This window comes from Bradyrhizobium sp. CCBAU 51753, assembly GCF_015291565.1.
Taxonomy (GTDB): Bacteria; Pseudomonadota; Alphaproteobacteria; order Rhizobiales; family Xanthobacteraceae; genus Bradyrhizobium; species Bradyrhizobium ivorense.
This window is the reverse complement of record NZ_CP030037.1, coordinates 8,260,596-8,279,851: the sequence shown is the minus strand read 5'-3', so window position 1 is coordinate 8,279,851 and position 19,256 is coordinate 8,260,596. Positions and strand designations below refer to the sequence as shown.

Annotated in this window: 17 protein-coding genes; 14 read left to right on the top strand and 3 right to left on the bottom strand. The window is 65.7% G+C overall.

Annotated features, from left to right (window positions below):
* Positions 1 to 32 precede the first annotated feature (32 nt).
* The 10 genes from XH93_RS38035 (at position 33) to XH93_RS37990 (ending at position 12,914) form a co-directional block, all read left to right on the top strand.
* The gene (locus tag XH93_RS38035; RefSeq protein ID WP_139486549.1) at positions 33 to 506 is read left to right on the top strand and encodes a biopolymer transporter ExbD; all 474 of its coding nucleotides are present in this window, start codon (positions 33 to 35) and stop codon (positions 504 to 506) included.
* Between the two features lie 35 nt (positions 507 to 541).
* Positions 542 to 1,474, top strand: a complete 933-nt coding sequence (locus XH93_RS38030) for a cell envelope integrity protein TolA (protein WP_246799425.1) — start codon at positions 542 to 544, stop codon at positions 1,472 to 1,474.
* A gap of 93 nt (positions 1,475 to 1,567) precedes the next feature.
* Complete coding sequence (gene tolB, locus XH93_RS38025; protein ID WP_244622510.1) at positions 1,568 to 2,869, top strand: Tol-Pal system beta propeller repeat protein TolB; 1,302 nt, start codon at positions 1,568 to 1,570, stop codon at positions 2,867 to 2,869.
* 183 nt (positions 2,870 to 3,052) lie between these two features.
* A complete protein-coding gene (locus XH93_RS38020; protein WP_194471370.1) occupies positions 3,053 to 5,377 on the top strand; it encodes a bifunctional diguanylate cyclase/phosphodiesterase in 2,325 nt (774 codons plus the stop codon).
* Positions 5,378 to 5,518: 141 nt separating this feature from the next.
* Positions 5,519 to 6,253: a hypothetical protein gene (locus XH93_RS38015; RefSeq protein WP_139486553.1), complete on the top strand. Its 735-nt coding sequence runs from the start codon at positions 5,519 to 5,521 to the stop codon at positions 6,251 to 6,253.
* Between the two features lie 252 nt (positions 6,254 to 6,505).
* Entirely contained in the window at positions 6,506 to 6,988 is a 483-nt protein-coding gene (gene pal, locus XH93_RS38010) for a peptidoglycan-associated lipoprotein Pal (protein ID WP_139486554.1), read from the top strand.
* A 261-nt stretch (positions 6,989 to 7,249) separates the two neighbouring features.
* Positions 7,250 to 8,293, top strand: a complete 1,044-nt coding sequence (gene ybgF / locus XH93_RS38005; RefSeq protein WP_194471369.1) for a tol-pal system protein YbgF — start codon at positions 7,250 to 7,252, stop codon at positions 8,291 to 8,293.
* 51 nt (positions 8,294 to 8,344) lie between these two features.
* The gene (gene tilS, locus XH93_RS38000) at positions 8,345 to 9,370 is read left to right on the top strand and encodes a tRNA lysidine(34) synthetase TilS (protein ID WP_194471368.1); all 1,026 of its coding nucleotides are present in this window, start codon (positions 8,345 to 8,347) and stop codon (positions 9,368 to 9,370) included.
* A 256-nt stretch (positions 9,371 to 9,626) separates the two neighbouring features.
* Positions 9,627 to 11,549 (top strand): ATP-dependent zinc metalloprotease FtsH, encoded by a 1,923-nt coding sequence (gene ftsH / locus XH93_RS37995; RefSeq protein ID WP_139486556.1) that lies wholly within the window; start codon positions 9,627 to 9,629, stop codon positions 11,547 to 11,549.
* 165 nt (positions 11,550 to 11,714) lie between these two features.
* Positions 11,715 to 12,914, top strand: coding sequence for an ABC transporter substrate-binding protein (locus XH93_RS37990; protein WP_194471367.1), 1,200 nt, complete (start codon positions 11,715 to 11,717; stop codon positions 12,912 to 12,914).
* A 174-nt stretch (positions 12,915 to 13,088) separates the two neighbouring features.
* Here XH93_RS37990 and XH93_RS37985 read toward each other — a convergent pair whose 3' ends face one another.
* Positions 13,089 to 14,591 (bottom strand): hypothetical protein, encoded by a 1,503-nt coding sequence (locus XH93_RS37985; RefSeq protein ID WP_194471366.1) that lies wholly within the window; start codon positions 14,589 to 14,591, stop codon positions 13,089 to 13,091.
* 299 nt (positions 14,592 to 14,890) lie between these two features.
* Between XH93_RS37985 and XH93_RS37980 the strand changes: the two genes are divergently transcribed.
* Both XH93_RS37980 and XH93_RS37975 read left to right on the top strand, forming a co-directional pair.
* Positions 14,891 to 15,571 (top strand): TetR/AcrR family transcriptional regulator, encoded by a 681-nt coding sequence (locus tag XH93_RS37980; protein ID WP_139486559.1) that lies wholly within the window; start codon positions 14,891 to 14,893, stop codon positions 15,569 to 15,571.
* Between the two features lie 87 nt (positions 15,572 to 15,658).
* Positions 15,659 to 16,087 carry an OsmC family protein gene (locus tag XH93_RS37975; protein ID WP_139486560.1) on the top strand — a complete coding sequence of 143 codons (429 nt, stop codon included), beginning with the start codon at positions 15,659 to 15,661 and terminating at the stop codon, positions 16,085 to 16,087.
* A 33-nt stretch (positions 16,088 to 16,120) separates the two neighbouring features.
* On the opposite strand, the gene pyk is transcribed toward XH93_RS37975, so the two are convergent.
* Positions 16,121 to 17,557, bottom strand: a complete 1,437-nt coding sequence (gene pyk, locus XH93_RS37970) for a pyruvate kinase (RefSeq protein WP_194471365.1) — start codon at positions 17,555 to 17,557, stop codon at positions 16,121 to 16,123.
* Complete coding sequence (locus XH93_RS37965; RefSeq protein WP_194475497.1) at positions 17,554 to 18,111, bottom strand: DUF1036 domain-containing protein; 558 nt, start codon at positions 18,109 to 18,111, stop codon at positions 17,554 to 17,556. Before XH93_RS37965 ends, pyk begins: the two co-directional genes overlap by 4 nt.
* A 252-nt stretch (positions 18,112 to 18,363) precedes the next feature.
* Here XH93_RS37965 and XH93_RS37960 point away from each other — a divergent pair, with 252 nt between their 5' ends.
* A complete protein-coding gene (locus XH93_RS37960) occupies positions 18,364 to 18,666 on the top strand; it encodes a DUF1244 domain-containing protein (RefSeq protein WP_076862154.1) in 303 nt (100 codons plus the stop codon).
* 282 nt (positions 18,667 to 18,948) lie between these two features.
* Positions 18,949 to 19,221, top strand: coding sequence for a DUF2312 domain-containing protein (locus XH93_RS37955; RefSeq protein ID WP_139486562.1), 273 nt, complete (start codon positions 18,949 to 18,951; stop codon positions 19,219 to 19,221).
* Positions 19,222 to 19,256 lie beyond the last annotated feature (35 nt).

The window sequence follows — 19,256 nt, the reverse complement described above, 5'->3', positions numbered from 1 at the left end:
GGCGTGATGACGATAACTGTGAGCGCGCGATCATGGCGATGAGCATGGCAGGGTCCGGCGGTGGTGGCGGACGCCGCCGCGGCGGACGCAAGCCGGTGATGGCCGAGATCAACGTCACGCCGATGGTCGACGTGATGCTGGTGCTGCTCATCATTTTCATGGTGGCGGCGCCGCTGATGACGTCGAACATCGACATCGACCTGCCGATCGCCTCTGGCGGCAAGTCGATATCGTCGAACCAGCCGCCGCTGACGCTGTCGGTGAAGCGGACCAATGGCAGCTGCAATTCGAACGTCGAGCTCTATCTCGGCGACGCGCCGATCGCGGCCGCCGACCTGCTGCCGAAGATCAAGGCGATCAAGGAGACCCGCTCGGACGCCGAAAGCGTGGTCTATCTGCGTGGCGACAAGGACGTCTGTTACACGGATATGATGAAACTGCTCGGCCAGATCAGGACCGCGGGGTTCAAGGCGAATATCGTGATCATCCCGGAGGGGGGATCGTAAGAGCAAGCATGGCGGAAGGCACGGGGAAGCCTGACTTGAAGGTCAAGGTCGACAAGACACTGGCGGCATCGATTGTCCTGCACGTCCTCGTGATCGGGTGGGGCCTCGTGTCGTTTTCGACCAAGGCGTTCGTGATGCCCGAGGAAGACACGGTCGCCGTCGACGTGATCTCCTCCGACCAGCTCTCCCGTGCCATGGCCGGCCAGAAGGACGGCAAGAAGGAAAATCCCAAGCCGCTGGTCGAGAAGGTCGCTGAAGCCAAGCCGGCCGACGACGCCGTCGGCAAGATCGACGACAAGAAGCCGCCGGTGGTGACCGACACCGCGCCCGCGCCGGCGCCGAAGGTCGAGAAGCCGGAAGACAAGAAGCCGGATCCGCCGAAGAAGGTCGAGAACAAGCCGAAGGAGGAGCCGAAGCCGGTCGAGAAAAAGCCCGATCCGGTGAAGCCCGACCCGATCGCCGAAGCGATCAAGAAGGAAGAGAAGAAGCCGCCGAAGCCGGTTGCGCAGGCCGCTAAGCCGCCGCCGGAGCAGAAGCCGAAGGACCGCGTGTTCGATAAGAGCAAGATCGCCGAGCTGCTCGACAAGCGCGATCCGACGCGCGCCTCGATGACCGGCGATACGCTGAACGCCAACGCCGCGCTCGGTACGTCAAAGGGCAAGGCCGCCGACAATTCGGCGACGTGGGGCGCGATGTTCAGACAGCAGGTCGAGGTGTGCTGGAAGAACAAACCTTATGGCGGGCTCGATGCTCAGAGGCCGGAGGTTGCGATTGATATTCGCCTGAAGCGCGACGGGGGTCTGGAGGGCATGCCGGTGCTGGATGGCACGCCGTCCACGCCTTACGCCCGCGCCTACGCGGAGAGCGCGATGCGGGCGATCATTCAGTGCCAGCCGTATCGCTTGCCAGCGGCATTCTTCGAAGAATGGAAGTCCTTCACGCCGGTCTTCCAGGAAAAACCACTTTGAGCCCGGTGCAACCATTATCCAAGCCAAAAGCGTCCGATGAGCAGTTCAGATAAGTTGCGAGAAAAGTTGTTTCGTCCCGACCGCCGCGAGATGATGTCCGGAATGGCGGCTCTTGTGGCGGCGTCGACGTTCGGCGCACGCGGAGCGTTGGCGCAGAAGCGCATCACCATCACCGAAGGCGAGTTCGCCCCGGTGCCGATCGCGATCCCGAATTTTTCCGCCGGCACGCCCGGCGATGCCGAGGTCGGCGTCGGCGTCGCGCAGGTGATCACCAACAATCTGAAGCGCAGCGGGCTGTTCGCGCCGATCGACCAGGCGGCCTATCTCGAGAAGCAGGTCAACATCGACGCGCCGCCGAATCTCAACAACTGGAAGAGCATCAACGCGCAGGCGCTGGTGGTCGGGCGCATGACGCGCCAGGCCAACGGCCGCGTGAAGGCGGAATTCCGGCTCTGGGACGTCAACACCGGCCAGCAGCTCGCCGGCAATGCGTTCGAGACCTCGGCCGAATACTGGCGGCGCATCGCCCACATCATCTCCGACCAGATCTATGAGCGGATGACCGGCGAGAAGGGTTATTTCGACACCCGCGTCGTGTTCGTCGACGAGAGCGGCGCCGCGCAGCGCCGCGTCAAGCGGCTGGCGCTGATGGACCAGGACGGCGCCAATGTGCGCTATTTGACCCGCGGCTCCGACCTCGTGCTGACGCCGCGCTTCTCGCCGACCACGCAGGAGATCACCTACATGGAGTTCGGGCAGGGCGACCCGCGGGTCTACCTGCTCAACATCGAGACCGGCCAGCGCGAGATCGTCGGCAATTTTCCGGGCATGTCGTTCTCGCCGCGCTTCTCGCCCGACGGCCAGCGCATCATCATGAGCCTGCAGCAGGGCGGCAACTCCAACCTGTTCGTGATGGATCTGCGCTCCAAGGCGATGACGCGACTGACCGACACGCCGGCGATCGACACCTCGCCGTCCTACGCGCCCGACGGCTCGCGGCTTTGCTTCGAATCCGATCGCGGCGGCAAGCCGCAGATCTACGTGATGCCGGGAACCGGCGGCGCGGCGCAGCGCATCTCGTTCGGCGACGGCAGCTACTCGACCCCGGTGTGGTCGCCGCGCGGCGACTACATCGCCTTCACCAAGCAGGGCGGCGGGCAGTTCGCGATCGGCATCATGAAGACCGACGGTTCGGGCGAGCGCATCCTGACCTCGGGCTTCCACAATGAGGGCCCGACCTTTGCGCCGAACGGCCGCGTCGTGATGTTCTTCCGCGACCCCGGCGGCAACAGCGGGCCGTCGCTGTTCACCGTCGACGTCTCCGGCCGCAACGAGCTCCGGGTGCCGACGCCGGGTTTTGCCTCCGATCCCGCCTGGTCGCCGCTGCTGTCGTGAGGGGGTGTGCACAGTGCCGCAGGGAACGGGCGCGGGCCGGCAGTTCTCACCTAGCGCACTGAAACTGATGGTATATTTCTGATCTGAAATGTCCGCGACAACGACTCGCTAACGATATTCGCTCAGAAAGACTTCATCTGCGGTGGGTAAGAGTTGCGCCTGAGTAGGACGCGCGCCCCAACAATGCAGTTTGCAAGTCAGAGCGGACAGCCGGACCAGCGGCAAGTGTCGCCGTCGATTTCGGCGGCGCTGATCGATTCGCTGTTCGAGACGCCCGGTCCGCTGATGGCCGGGATCGTGTTCGTCGCGCTGTCGGCGGCGCTGACTGCGGTGCGAACCGGTCAGAACGTGATCTGGGGCTGCGTCGCCTGCCTCATCCTGGCCGGCGCGGCCCGCGCCATCGACCTGTACCGCTACCAGGCGCGGGTCCGCAAATCGGCGCTGACGGCCGGCGAGGCCGCGCGGTGGCAGAAGCGCTATCAGATCGGCGCGATGATCCAGGCGGCGGCGATCGGCGCCTGGTGCTCCATCACGCTCCTGGTCACCGACGACGCGGTGGCCCACATGATCTGCCTTGCGGTGACCACCGGGATCGCCGCCGGCGGCGCCGGCAGGGCCTACGGCCGGCAGTGGATCTTCCAGCTCCAGGTGACGCTGGTGTTCGGTCCGACCGTGCTCGCGCTGGCCTGGCATGGCACGCCCTATTATCTGGCGATGTCGATCATCAGCACCGCGTTCCTGCTGGCCCTGATGGGCATCTCGGCGAACCTGCACAAGATCTTCATGCGCGCGATCATCGCCCGCGAGCGCGAGGCGGCGCTCGCCGCGCAGTTCGACAGCGCGCTGAACAACATGCCGCACGGCCTGTGCATGTTCAACCATGCTGCCCAGCTCGCGGTGATGAATCATCGCTTCAGCGAGATGATGGGCCTGCCGCCCGATCTCGTGACCAGCGGCGGCAGCGCCGCCGACATCATCGGCGCCTGCGTCAAGTTCGGCTCGATCTCGGTGGACAGCGGCCGGGTCATCCTCGACGAGATCGAGGATCCGCAGGCGCGGGACATCGTCACCTCCGATCCGCATCCGACCCGGAACCGGGCGCTGTCCTGGACCTTCCAGCCGATGGCCGACGGCGGCGCGGTGGTGCTGGTCGAGGACATCACCGAACGCCGCTCGGCCGAGGCCAAGATCAGCCATCTCGCGCGCTACGACGACCTGACCCAGCTGCCGAACCGCGTCAATTTCCGCGACGAGATCGGCCGCCTGCTGGCCCACGGCCGCAATCAATTGTCGGCGCTGCTGTTCGTCGACCTCGACCAGTTCAAGCAGGTCAACGACACGCTCGGCCATCCCTGCGGCGACCAGCTGCTGTGCGCGGTCGCCGGCCGGTTGCGCGAGATGCTGCGGCCCGAGGATTTCGTCGCGCGCTTCGGCGGCGACGAGTTCGTCGTGTTCCAGCAGAACATCCATTCGCACGAGGACGCCGCCGGGCTCGCCCGCCGCATCGTCGCGCGGCTTAGCGAGCGCTACAAGATCGACAATCATCTGGTCGAGATCGGCGCCAGCGTCGGCATCGCGATGACCGCGCCGGGCGTCAGCGCCGACACTCTGCTGAAGAACGCCGACATGGCGCTGTACCGCGCCAAGGCCGACGGCCGCGGCACCTTCTGCTTCTTCCGCGACGAGATGGCGCAGACCGTCGAGGCGCGGCGCATCCTCGAGCTCGACCTGCGCAAGGCGCTCGCCAACGAGGAGTTCGAGCTGTTCTATCAGCCGCTGATCAATTTGAAGTCCGGCAAGGTCTCGACCTGCGAGGCGCTGCTGCGCTGGAACCATCCGGTGCGCGGCACGGTGTCGCCGGTCGACATCATTCCGGTCGCCGAGGACATGGGCCTGATCGTCGATCTCGGCCGCTGGATCCTGCGCAAGGCCTGCGTCGAGTGCATGAAGTGGCCCGGCGCGGTCAGCGTCGCGGTCAACTTCTCGCCGCAGCAGTTCCACCAGCGCGACGTGCTCAGCGAGGTGCGCTATGCGCTCGAGGTCTCTGGCCTGCCGGCGCACCGGCTCGAGATCGAGATCACCGAATCCTCGCTGCTGCACAACACCCAGCTGACCCACGACGTGCTGTCGCAGCTGCGCACCCTCGGGGTGCGGATCTCGCTCGACGATTTCGGCACGGGATATTCGTCATTGAGCTATCTGCACAATTTCCCGTTGCAGAAGGTCAAGATCGACCGGTCGTTCCTCGAAGGCATCGACAGCGACCGCCCGCTGACGCTGCTGCGCGGCGTCGCGCGGCTGTCCGCCGATCTCGGCATGTCGGTTGTGGTCGAGGGCATCGAGACCAACGAGCAGCTCGAATTGATCAGCGCCGATGGCGCGGTGACGGAGGCCCAGGGCTATCTGTTCAGCAGGCCGGTTCCCGCCACGCGCATTCGTCAGTTGCTGAACGCCTCGCACGGCCACCGCAGGCCCGACGATCACGTCGTCGCCATCGCTTCCAGATAGACAACATGGGCGTCCGTCGCAGCTTCGTCGCGACGCAGCCGGCGGGGTTAACCCTAACAATTCTAAGGCTTTGCAATTTCGTTAAGGAGCCGTTAATCTTTGCACTCGTTGTAGTTGCTCGGAACTGAGTAAGGGTAGCAAATGGCAAAAGCCGAGCGCACTTCGCCAACGATACGCGGCGCGGGGCTATTTGATCGCATCGACTACCGGCTCATCGAAACTCCCGAGGACAAAGATCAACTCTACCTGATGCGCTATCGCGCGTATCTGCACGGCGGGCTGATCGTGCCGTCGGAGTCGCAGCGCGTCAGCGATCGCTATGATGACGCGCCGAACGCCTGGATCTTCGGCATCTATGTCGATGGCGAACTCTGCAGCTCGCTGCGCCTGCATGTCCTGACCTCGGAATGGCGGATGTCCTACGCCACCGAATTGTTCGGCGACGTGCTGCACGGCCGTCTCGACAAGGGCGAGGTGTTCATCGACCCGGCGCGCTTCGTTGCCGACCCCGACAAGGCCCAGCGCTTTCCCGAGCTGCCCTATCTGTCGCTGCGGCTGGCCTATCTGGCCTGCGAGCACTTCAACGCCGACACCGGGCTCGCGGTGGTTCGCGCCGAGCATCAGGCCTTTTACCGCCGGGTGTTCCTGCACCAGACCATCGCCGAGCCGCGCGCGTTTCCGAACGTGTTGAAGAAGGTCGCACTGATGGCGTCCGGGTTCCGCGACCTTCGGGAGCAGGTGCTGAACCGGTTTCCGATCATGCGCTCGAGTGCCTTCGAGCGGCGGATGCTGTTCGAGCGCCGGGCCGGCCGCCAGATCTATCCGGCTCCGGTCGTGACGCCGGTCGAACGGCCGTCGATCGTGCCGAGCAATTAAAGGCCGCGCGTTCGCGATATCGGTCCCGGGGCCGGATTTCCCAGCAAGACCCGCTTGTTCCGGCAAACCTTGCCATCTCTTCACCATCGCGCCACATTTGCCACCCATTAACCATCGGGGGCGCTTTTCGCCGTTCGCCGGCATTTGATGGGGTCCGGCAAGGTCTCATCAAGGTTGACGGAACGTTCGCTTAACCATCGCCCTGTAGACCGGTTGGGTAGTACGAAGAGCGTGAGCGTGGAGGCTCCGGGAATGAATTATCTCCAGGGTTTGAAGCTGGTTGCGGTTCTGGCGGTGGCGCTGTCGATGGGCGCCTGCGCCAACAAGAATCCGTTGGACGCCAATGGCGCGATTGGGGGCGCCGCGGCCCCGGGCAGCCAGCAGGATTTCGTGGTCAATGTCGGCGACCGCGTGTTCTTCGAGAGCGACCAGACCGATCTCAGCCCGCAGGCGACCGCGACCCTCGACAAGCAGGCGCAGTGGCTGCAGACCTACAACCGCTACTCCTTCACCATCGAAGGCCATGCCGACGAGCGCGGCACCCGCGAATACAACATCGCGCTCGGCGCCCGCCGTGCCCAGTCGGTCCGCGCCTATCTCGCCTCGCGCGGCATCGACCCGAGCCGCATGCGCACCATCTCCTACGGCAAGGAGCGCCCGGTCGCGGTCTGCAACGACATCTCCTGCTGGTCGCAGAACCGCCGCGCCGTCACCGTGCTCAACGCGAGCTCCTGACGCGATCGTTGCGAGACCATTGGATGACAGTTTCCGGCCGGCGCCTTCGGGCGCCGGTTTTGTTTTGGCCGGCTGGAATAAGGCTTGGGCTCCGTCATCTTGATGAACGGGGCCGCGCGCAATTGGCTGCTTGCTTGTTTCGGCGCCGCGACTAAACCATGTCGTGAAGTCACGCCGGATTTGAAGCGCCAGTCACAATTCCGGCGTACTCCGTCCCTCAATGTGACCGGCTTTTCACGTCGATATCGTCGTCAGGGCAAAATGTCATCGAGACTTCAATTCCTTACCTCCGCCGCGGCGATCGCGGCGCTGTTCGCCGTTTCCGTTCCGGCCTTTGCGCAATCCGACGATGGCGGCGACTACGAAATGCGGATCCAGCGGCTTGAGAATCAGCTGCGCCAGCTGACCGGGCAAAACGAGGAGCTGCAGTACCGCAACCGCCAGCTCGAGGAACGGCTGCGCCAGCTCGGCGGCCAGCCGCCCGGTCCCGCCGGCCAGCCGCCCGTAGGTCCGTCCAATGTCGCGGTGGCGCCGCCGGCGCAGCAACCGCAGGGTTATCCGCAGCAGCAGCCCGGTTACCCGCAGCAAGGCTACGGCCAGTCGCAGCAGGGATATGGACGGCCGCAGGGCGGTTACGACCAGCAGCAGATCGCCGCTCCCGCGCCGATCGTGCAGGAGGCTGCGCCTCCGGCCGCAGCCGGCGGCCGCCGCGGCGGCCGTGGCGATGCCTTCGATCCGAACCAGAACCCGAACGCGCCCGGCGCGCCGCGCGCGCTCGGCGGCGGCCAGCTGCCGATCTCCAATGATGCCGCGGTCGGCGCGCCCGGCGGCCGTGGCGCGGGCGAGCCGCTCGACCTCGGCAATGCCAGCCCGCAGCGTCCGCCCGGCGCCAGCGCGGCGCTGACCACATTGCCGCCGTCGGCGACGCCGAAGGACGAGTTCGACCTCGGCATCGGCTACATGCAGCGCAAGGATTACGCGCTCGCCGAAGAGACGATGAAGAACTTCGCCCAGAAGTACCCGAGCGATCCGCTCGCCGCCGACGCGCAATACTGGCTCGGCGAGAGCTATTTCCAACGCCAGCAATATCGCGACGCCGCGGAAACTTTCCTCGGCGTGACCACCAAGTTCGACAAATCCGCGAAGGCGCCCGACTCGCTGCTGCGGCTTGGCCAGTCGCTGGCGGCGCTGAAGGAAAAGGAAGCCGCCTGCGCCGCGTTCGGCGAAGTGACGCGGAAATATCCGCGCGCCTCCGGCGGCGTCAAAGCCGCGGTTGACCGCGAGCAGAAGCGCGTGAAGTGCTAAACCAGTAGCGGGGAGGCCGCGTCCGGCCTCCCGCGATACGCTGGTTCTGCGATGCCCGACGCTCCATCCGCCATCCCGGCCAGGGACGCCAAGCGCCTGTTCACAGGCCTCGCGTCCGCGCCGGCGGTCGTGCTCGCGGTATCGGGCGGCCCGGATTCGGTGGCGCTGATGTGGCTGGCGGCGCGCTGGCGGCGCGCCCTGTCGCGCGGGCCGCGGCTGATTGCCGTGACCATCGATCATGGCCTGCGCCCCGAGGCCGCCCGCGAGGCGCGCGACGTCAAGCGGCTGGCGCAAAGCCTCGATCTGCAGCATCACACGCTGCGCTGGACCGGGCCCAAACCGAAGACCGGAGTCCCGGCGGCCGCTCGCGAGGCCCGCTACCGCCTGCTGACGCAAGCCGCGCGCAAGCACGGCGCGACCCACATCCTCACCGCGCATACCCGCGACGACCAGGCCGAGACGCTGTTGATGCGGATGCTGCGCGGCAGCGGCATCGCGGGCCTCGCGGCGATGGCGCGCGAGACCGAGCGCGACGGCGTGCGGCTGGCGCGGCCGCTGCTCGGTGTTTCCAAGGCGCAGCTGATCGCGACGCTGCAAAGGGCGCGCATCGGCTTTGCCGACGATCCGACCAATCGCGATCCCGCCTTCACCCGTCCGCGGCTGCGTGCGCTGATGCCAGCGCTGGCGGAGGAGGGCGGCGACGCGCGGAACCTGGCGCGGCTCGCCGCGCGGCTGGCGCGGGCCAATGCGGCCGTCGAGGTGCTTGTCGACGGCGCCGAGCGCTACCTCGCGTTGAAAGACGGCGACGGCGCCGGTTTCGACGCCTCCCTGTTCGCGGCGATGCCGGAGGAGATCCGTCTTCGTCTTCTGAAACGGGCGATCGACCGGACCGGACATGAAGGGCCTGCCGAGCTCGGCAAGGTGGAAACGTTGCTCGAGGCCCTCGATCTGACCTTGGCGGATCGTCGGCCCAAGCCAAACAGGCTAAAGCAGACCCTGGCCGGGGCCGTGATCAGCGTGGCCCGCGGCCGCATCAGGGTCGAGCCGGCGCCGCCGCGCCGGGCGCGTTCCAGCTGAGCCGGATTGGATTGGTTCAATCGCTGTCATAATCCGGCAAAGAGGCTTAACCACCCCCGGAAAACACAGGGTTTTGCGCCATTATTTGACCGGGAATCGCGCTAGGATGCGGTAAATAGTCATGTGTGGTTCCCTTGGCATCGACCCCAGCGGCACCTAAATTGTATGGAGCGACGGGATGGATTCCCTGGGGATTCCCACAGAGCCTGCCCAAGGATAGGAGAGGCCGCGATCCGCGCGACCACGAAGGAAGACCATGAACGCCAATCTGCGGAATTTCGCCCTCTGGGTTATCATCGTTTTGCTGTTGCTGGCGTTGTTCACGCTTTTCCAGAATCCGGGCCAGCGCACCTCCTCGCAGGACATCTCGTTCTCGCAGCTTCTCACTGAAGTCGACCAGGGCCATGTCCGCGACGTCGTGATCCAGGGGCCGGAGATTCACGGCACCTTCACCAATGGCTCGAGCTTCCAGACCTATGCGCCCAGCGATCCGACGCTGGTGAAGCGCCTGTATGACGGCAAGGTCTCGATCACCGCGAAGCCGCCGGGCGACAACGTGCCGTGGTTCGTCTCGCTGCTCGTCTCCTGGTTGCCGTTCATCGCGCTGATCGGCGTCTGGATTTTCCTGTCGCGGCAGATGCAGGGCGGCGCCGGCAAGGCGATGGGCTTCGGCAAGTCGCGCGCCAAGATGCTGACCGAAGCGCATGGCCGCGTCACCTTCGAGGACGTCGCCGGCGTCGACGAGGCCAAGCAGGATCTGCAGGAGATCGTCGAATTCCTCCGCGACCCCGGCAAATTCCAGCGCCTCGGCGGCCGCATTCCGCGCGGCGTGCTGCTGGTCGGCCCTCCCGGCACCGGCAAGACGCTGATCGCGCGCGCGGTCGCGGGCGAAGCCAACGTGCCGTTCTTCACCATCTCCGGTTCTGACTTCGTCGAAATGTTCGTCGGCGTCGGCGCGAGCCGTGTCCGCGACATGTTCGAGCAGGCCAAGAAGAATGCGCCATGCATCATCTTCATCGACGAAATCGACGCGGTCGGCCGTCATCGCGGCGCCGGCCTCGGCGGCGGCAATGACGAGCGCGAGCAGACGCTGAACCAGTTGCTGGTCGAGATGGACGGCTTCGAGGCCAATGAGGGCGTGATCCTGATCGCGGCGACCAACCGTCCCGACGTGCTCGATCCCGCGCTGCTGCGTCCCGGCCGCTTCGACCGCCAGGTCGTGGTGCCGAATCCGGACGTCGTCGGCCGCGAGCAGATCCTCAAGGTTCACGTTCGCAAGGTGCCGCTGGCGCCGGATATCAATCTCAAGACCATCGCGCGCGGCACGCCGGGCTTCTCCGGCGCCGACCTGATGAACCTTGTCAACGAGGCCGCGCTGACCGCCGCCCGCCGCAACAAGCGCATGGTGACGCAGGCCGAGTTCGAAGAGGCCAAGGACAAGGTGATGATGGGCGCCGAGCGCAAGTCGCTCGTCATGACCGAGGAAGAGAAGCTGTTAACGGCCTATCACGAGGGCGGCCACGCCATCGTCGGCCTCAACGTCGTCGCGACCGACCCGATCCACAAGGCGACCATCATTCCGCGCGGCCGTGCGCTCGGCATGGTGATGCAGCTGCCGGAGCGCGACAAGCTGTCGATGTCGCTGGAGCAGATGACCTCGCGTCTCGCCATCATGATGGGTGGCCGCGTCGCGGAAGAGCTGATCTTCGGCCGCGAGAAGGTGACCTCGGGCGCCGCCTCCGACATCGAGCAGGCGACCCGTCTCGCTCGCATGATGGTGACGCGTTGGGGCCTGTCCGAGGAACTCGGCACCGTCTCCTACGGCGAGAACCAGGACGAGGTGTTCTTGGGCATGTCGGTCTCGCGCACGCAGAACGCGTCGGAGGCGACCGTCCAGAAGATCGACTCCGAGATCAAGCGTCTGGTCGAGGAAGGCTACAAGGAAGCGACCAAGATCCTCACCGAAAAGCGCGAGGATCTCGAGGCGCTGGCCAAGGGCCTGCTCGAGTTCGAGACCCTGACCGGCGACGAGATCATCGACCTCCTGAAGGGCAAGAAGCCCAACCGTGAGTCGGTGCTGGAGCCGTCGACGCCGCGCGCCTCCGCCGTGCCGCCGGCCGGCAAGCCGCGCCCGCGTCCCGATCCGGACACCGGTCTGGAGCCGCAGCCGCAGGCTTAACGCCCGGCGTGCTCCCGCAGAGCAGTTTGCAAAAGCCCGGCCCTCCAGCCGGGCTTTTGTATTTTGTGACCAGCGGCCGGTATGGCATCCTCGCCTCAAGCCGCTGAGCGGCACCTCCGCGTCGTCTGAGAAGCGCGGCAACGAAGAACAAGGGAGGGGAGGCCGATGCGCAACGCATTTGGTGGGCTGATCGCCGTTTCATTCCTGCTGATATCAGTCGCCTCGCACGCCGCCGAGATGCGCGGCGTCACCGCAACCGAAATCAGGATCGGCCAGACCATGCCCTACAGCGGGCCGGTGTCGGCGTTCGGGGCGCTCGGCAAGGGCGAGGTCGGCTATTTCAAGATGCTGAACGAGCGCGGCGGCATCAACGGGCGCAAGATCAATTTCATCTCGCTCGACGATTCCTACGCGCCGCCGAAGACGGTCGAGCAGACCCGCCGCCTGGTCGAGAGCGACGAGGTCGCGCTGATCTTCTCCTCGATCGGCACCGCGCATAACACCGCGATTGCAAAATATCTGCAGAGCAAGAACATCCCGCAGCTGTTCCTGGCGTCCGGCGCCTCGAAATTCGGCGATATCGCGCAGTTTCCGCAGGCAACGATGGGCGTGCAGGCGCCGTTCCGCTACGAGGCGCGGCTCTATACGCGCTACGCGCTGGCGAAGATTCCGAACGCCAAATTCGCGGTGATCGCGCAGAACGACGATTACGGCCGCGACTATCTCGCCGGCCTGAAGGACGTGCTGGGCGAGAAGTACGACGCGCTGGTCACGGTCGCGACCTACGAGATCACCGACCCGACCATCGACTCGCAGATCGTGAAGCTGAAGGCTTCCGGTGCCGACGTCTTCGTGATCGCGGCGACGCCGAAATTCGCCGCGCAGTCGATCCGCAAAGCCTACGAGGTCGGCTGGCGGCCGCTGACCTTCCTGTCCAACACCGCGGTGTGGATCTCGACCGTGATGCAGCCCGCCGGCGTCGAGGCCGGCACCGGCATCATCTCGACCGCCTATGTGAAGGACCCCGATGACCCGGCCTGGACCGACGATCCCGGGATGAAGGGCTGGCGCGAGTTCATGACCAGATACGTGCCCGACGGCGATCAGCACGACACCAACTACGTCAACGCCTACAACAGCGCGATGGCGCTGGAGGCGGTGCTGAAGGCCTGCGGCAACGATCTCTCGACCGAGAACATTTTGAAGCAGGCCTTTGCGATCAAGGATCTGGAATTGCCGATGCTGCTGCCGGGCATCAAGGTCAACACCTCGCCGACCGACCACGTGCCGGTCGACCAGATGCAGTTCATGCGCTTCAACGGCAAGAATTGGGACCGTTTTGGCGAATTGCAGACGGGGAATTGAGGGGGACGACCCAATCAATCTATCACCGTCATCCTGAGGTGTGAGCCTTGCAGCGCATTGCGCTGCTGGGCGAGCCTCGAAGGATGCACGGCCCCGCCGGTGGCCGTCGATCCTTCGAGGGCCGCTGAAGAAGCGGCCACCTCAGGATGACGGGTAGGCAGCGGTGTAGTTGAGCTACTTCACGTTCTCAGCCGCCGGAAGCGTGCTCCCCTTCGCCTCATCCGACCGGACGTGAATGACGGCGACGTCGTCCCGGTACAGCCGCTTCCAGCCCTTGACGTGATCCAGCGCGTAGCCGGCGGGCGAGGTCGCGCCCAGCAGCGTGGCGTCGATATTGTACTTGTCGAGTAGCGCCAGCAGCTCGCCGAGGTTCTTGGCGTCGAGCGCGTCGTAATAGTCGAGCACGAACTGCTCGCCATACAGCTCGGCGCGGCCGTCGATGAACACCTTCATGTCGCGGCTGACCATGTAGCCGCCGAACGGCGCGGTGCTGAACACGCGGTGCGCCTTCTGCTGCTGCAGCACGTCGACCGCCGCGGCGGGCTCGAAGCTCGGCAGGAATTTGAAGTGATGCTGCGCCACGAACATCGTGGTCGTCACGCACGCCCCGATCACGATCGCGATCGCCGCGAGGATCGTGACGATGGGCAGCGTGCGCGCCTCGCCGAAGCGCGGCTCGGCGGGGTCCGCCGTGCCCCATTGCTCGGCGATCGGTTTCGCCAGCACCAGCGGCGCGATGAAGGCGAATACCTCGATGTTGCGGACATGGGTCAGCGCCATCCAGATCAGGCCGAGCAGCAGCAGGATCCGCGGCACCGAGAGCGTCAGCTTGCGATAGAACGCAACGCCGATCAGGCCGAGCAGCGTGGCTTCGAAGAACGAGAACTTGCTGAAATCGGCCGGCATCCATTCGCCGATCAGCGTGAGCAGCTTGCCGAGGCTCATGATCTTCATCGCGCCGAGCAGGCTGCCCCAGCCATAGGGCGTGATGCAGCTCGCGGCGAGCGCGGCGAGGCCGAACAGTCCCCAGCGCATCACGAGCTCGCGACGCTGGCTGCGCTCCGCGCTCCACACCGCCTCAAGTCCGATCGGCCCGATCAGCGCCAGGCCGAGCACGAAGCCGCCATGCAGATTGGCCCACAGCGTCATCAGCGGCAGCAGCCACCATGACGGAGAGGAGCGGCGATCCGCGGCCGCCATCAGCCCGCCGACGAACATCAGCAGCACCGGCAGCGCCAGCACATGCGGACGCGCGAAGAAGTGGATGGTCGACAGCAGCAGCGCCAGCGCCGCGATCAGGAACGCGCGCGCCGGATCGAAATACGGGCGCAGCAGATGCAGGAAGATCGCAACCGTCGCGCCGATCGCCATCGACGAGATGATCACCGGACCGGCCCAGTCGCCGCCATAGACGAGGGCATAGAGCACCTGCGACAGCCACGAGCTCGAGATCCACGCTTCACCGTAGCGGGTGAACGAGAACACGTCCGTGGTGGGCATCGCGCGGTGGTCGAGGATCCACTGCCCGACCTTGATCTGCCACATCGTATCGGAATCGCGCAGCAGGATTTCGCCCGCGGCCATGTAGAACAGATATGCACCGACGCCGGCGCACAACGGCATCAGCCCGCGCGCCGCGCTACGGTTGCTCACGCTGCTGGTGATGGAGAGTGACATGTTTTGGCGTGTGGGCTTTCCTGGTTGACCGCGGAGCTGCGCGAAGGCGCGGCGTTGCGGCCACTGGACCATGGCCACCGATAAATTCGGGTAAATGCGGCCGCGCGATTGCAGCCTTTCGGCGCCGGAACCCGCCACGCGATTGTCGCAAAATCCTTACAATTCCACCTTGTCAACCGGTCTGAATAGTTGTTCACTTCTTCACGCGATTGCGGGATCAATCGCGCAAAACATTGAATACGCGTGCGTTCTCTGCCGGTGGGCGCCGGCCGGGCGCATGGTGGGGGGATGGCAACGCCATGGTTTATCGGCGAACACATCAGGTCGTGAAACGACTGGCTGCCCGGCGCAGCGCAATCCTGTCGGCGGCGCGGGACGCCGCGGCCGATGGCGGCATGGCGGCGGTCCAGATCGCGCCGGTCGCGATCCGGGCCAATGTCGCGGCGGGGACGGTCTATCGCTATTTCCCGTCCAAGGCCGAGTTGATCTCGGAGCTGATCACGGAGGTCTCGCGCGATGAGCTGACCGCGATCCGGCGCGCCGCCGATGCCGCGCCCGGGCCGTCATCGGCACTGGCCGCCGCGGTCACCACGATCGCGGTTCACGTGCTGTCGCAGCGCAAGCTCGCCTGGGGCATTCTGGCCGAGCCGGTCGATGTCGACGTCACCGCCTCGCGGCTCGCCAGCCGCCGCGACATTTCCGGCGAGCTTGCCACGCGCATCGATGCGGCGGTGCGGGCCGGGCATCTGCCGGCGCAGGACACCGCGCTCGCCGCCACCGCGTTGCTCGGCGCGCTGCATGAGGCCCTGGTCGGCCCGCTGGCGCCGGCCAATCTCGACGATCCGATCAAGCTGCGCGATGCGGTGCAGACCGTGACGCTGCTCGCGCTGCGCGCCGTCGGGGTGATGGACGCCCGCGCCCGCGGCCTCGTCGTCCAGGCGACGGCGCCGGCGAAGGCGCTGGTGGGGGCGGGGGCCTGAAGCGCGAGCGTCCGCGCCGAACACTTTCTGTCGTATTGGCGTTGTAGGTGTTGCGGGCTGGGTGAACCCAACCTCACGGAGCAACGCATGACGACGACCCATGGCTCGGCCAAATGGCAGGGCGGCATCAAGGACGGCAAGGGCGCGATCTCGACCAAGAGCGGCGCGCTGACCGACTATCCCTATGGCTTCGCCAGTCGCTTCGAGGGCAAGCCGGGCTCGAACCCCGAAGAGCTGATCGGCGCCGCGCACGCCGCCTGCTTCACGATGGCGCTGTCGCTGATCCTGGGTGAAGCCAAGCTCACCGCCGAGAACATGGAGACCAAGGCCGACGTGACCCTGGAGAAGGTCGGCGACGGCTTTGCCATCACCGCGGTGCACCTGACGCTGAGCGCGAAGATCCCGGGTGCCAACGACGCCACGTTCCAGGAACTGGCCGGCAAGGCTAAGGCGGGCTGTCCGGTGTCGAAGCTGCTCAACACCAAGATCACGCTCGACGCGTCGCTGCAGGGCTAGAGCGTTTTCCAGAGTCCCGGGACGGGAGGCTCGTCACATCTGCGCGTCGCCGTTCGGGCCGACCGAGGCGATGCGCAGCATGTTGGTGGTGCCGGGCGCGCGCAGCGGCACGCCGGCGACGATGATCACGCGCTGGCCGGCCCTGGCAAAGCCGTCGCGGAAGGCGATCGAGCCGGCGCGGTTGACCATGTCGTCGAGATCGTGGGCGTCCTCGGCGACCACGCAATGCACGCCCCACACCACCGACAGCTTGCGCCCGGTGACGAGGTTCGGCGTGATCGCGACCACCGGCACTTTCGGCCGCTCGCGCGCCACGCGGATCGCGGTCGAGCCGGAGGAGGTCCAGCAGATGATCGCCGACAGGTCGAGCGTCTCGGCGATCTGCCGCGCCGCATCCGCGATGGCGTCGCCGACGGTCGCTTCGGGATCGACGCGCTGGGCGTTGAGCACGCCGCGATAGGTCGGGTCGCGCTCCACTTCCTCGCCGATCCGGTTCATGGTCGAGACCGCCTCGACCGGATATTTGCCGGCGGCCGATTCAGCCGACAGCATGATGGCGTCGGCGCCCTCATAGACTGCGGTCGCGACGTCGGAGACCTCGGCGCGGGTCGGCACCGGGGCCTGGATCATCGATTCCAGCATCTGGGTGGCGACCACCACCGGCTTGCCGGCGCGGCGCGCCATACGGGTCATCTGCTTCTGCAGGCTCGGCACCCGCTCCAGCGGCAGCTCGACGCCGAGATCGCCGCGCGCCACCATCAGCGCATCCGACGCCTCGATGATGTCGGCGAGCCGGTCGATCGCCTGCGGCTTCTCGATCTTGGCCATGATCGCGGCGCGGCCGCGGATCATCTTCCTGGCCTCGAGCACGTCCTCGGCGCGCTGCACGAAGGAGAGCGCGACCCAGTCGATGCCCTCGGGCAGCGCAGCTTCCAGGTCGGCGCGGTCCTTCGGCGTCATCGCCGACACCGGAAGGTCGGTGTCGGGCAGGCTGACGCCCTTGCGGTCCGACATCTTGCCGCCGATCACGACGCGGGTCACCGCGCGCTCCAGCGAGGTTTCCTCGGCGATCAGCCGCACCTTGCCGTCGTCGAGCAACAGCGCGTGGCCGGGCCGCAGCGCCGCCAGAATCTCCGGATGCGGAAGATTGACGCGGCTGTTGTTGCCCGGCGCCTTGTCGGAATCGAGAATGAAGGACTGGCCGTTGTTGAGCTGGATCGAGCCGTTCTCGAACGAGCCGAGCCGCAGCTTCGGCCCCTGCAAATCGACCAGGATGCCGATCGGCCGGCCGTAGCTCGATTCGACGTTGCGGATGGTCTTGACCAGCTCCCGCATCTTGTCATGCGGGGTGTGGCTCATGTTGATGCGGAACACGTCGGCGCCCGCCTCGAACAGCTTGCGGATCATCGTGCTGTCTGAGGAGGCCGGGCCGAGCGTTGCGAGGATCTTGATTCGACGCAGGCGTCTCATTGCTTGTTTCCGGGCGGCGGCGCGGCTGGCGGCAGACCAGACGCGCCCGGAGGCGCTGCGCCCGGCGGATTGGGCAGACCCGGCATCGTTCCCGGATTTCCCGGGCCGACGCCGCCCGGCATTCCCGGTACTTTCTGCGGCTGTTGTTCGTTGGCTTCGGTCAGTTGGACGGTCCATGCACGCTGCTCGCCGGTGTCGACCTCGAAGAAGCCGGTGCGGTCAAAGCCGCGCGCTAGGCAATTCTCGGTGCCTTTGATGGTGAATTCCTTGTCGCGCGAGCACATGAAGGCCTGACCGGACCACTCGCCGCCGCGATCATAGTCGAGCGCGTAGATGTAATAATAGCGCGCGACCAGATTGCCGCGCAGCAGGGTTTCGCAGCTGCGCGACGACACGTTCCACCAGCCCTCGGTGGTCCAGCCCTCGGCGTCCTTGTAGCCGAGCGCGATCCCGACCCGGCTCGAGGTATTGTTGCACAGCCGGAAATCGGCCGCCGCCGGGCTCGTCCAGAGACATGCCGCAACCAGCGCCAGGATCGGCAGCGCGCCGGCCATCGCGAGGCGGGCGATTCGGGAGGCCAAAACCGGGGGATCTGCTGGAGTCATGCGGCGAAGCTATATCAAATCATTGACGATTTCGCGTGTTCCGACAGGCCGTGTCAACGGTCGGGCGCGCATCTTTGATGTGTTGGGGCCGGTGAGACCGTCACACAATTCGGCCGAGCGGGGCCCGTATTGCGCGGCGATATGGCAAAATCTGTGACAATTCCCACCTGATATGGTGACGACAACAGCGGGATGACGGCGATGAGCATTGACGACAAAACCAGAACGGAACTCGAGGCTGCGGTCTTCCGGCGCCTCGTCGACCATCTGCGCAATCGCACCGATGTGCAGAATATCGACCTGATGAACCTGGCCGGCTTCTGCCGCAATTGCCTCTCCAACTGGATGAAGGAGGAGGCAGACGCCAAGGGCCTTGCCGTCAGCAAGGACGAGAGCCGCGAAGCGGTCTATGGCATGCCCTACGAGGAGTGGAAGGCCAAATATCAGGGCAGCGCGACACCGGAGCAACTGGCGGCGATGAAGAAGGCCCAAAGCGGGCATTAGGGCTCAGAGCAAACCAGCAGCGTTGTTCCGGGGCGATACGCAGCATCGAACTGCGGGGCGCATTGCGCCCCTGTGAATCTCGAGATTCCGGGTCTGGTGCTGGCGCACCATCCTAGAATGACGACATCCCGATGAATCCCTCTTGTATCTCCTGTGGGCGCGCTGTGGATGAGCGCGATGTTTCCTTGACGGAAGGCGCCTCAAAATCGAGGGTCGCTCGCAACAAGCGGTGCGCGTGGCGCGTATTCGCGCGACACATCAATGCCAGTTCAGGAGTACCGGATGGCCACCACGTCTGCCGCCCTTCAGGAAGAGCCCGCAACGCGATTTGCCAAGGATCAGCTCAAGTCCATCATCGAGCGCATCGAGCGGCTGGAAGAGGAAAAGAAGACGATCTCGGACGACATCCGCGACGTCTATGCCGAGGCCAAGGGCAACGGCTTCGACGTCAAGGCACTGCGCACCATCGTGCGCCTGCGCAAGCAGGATGCCAATGAGCGCCAGGAGCAGGAGACCATCCTGGAGACCTATATGCAGGCACTCGGAATGCTCTGAGCCGGGGGCCTTCCCGACCTGCAGGGGACCTGCTT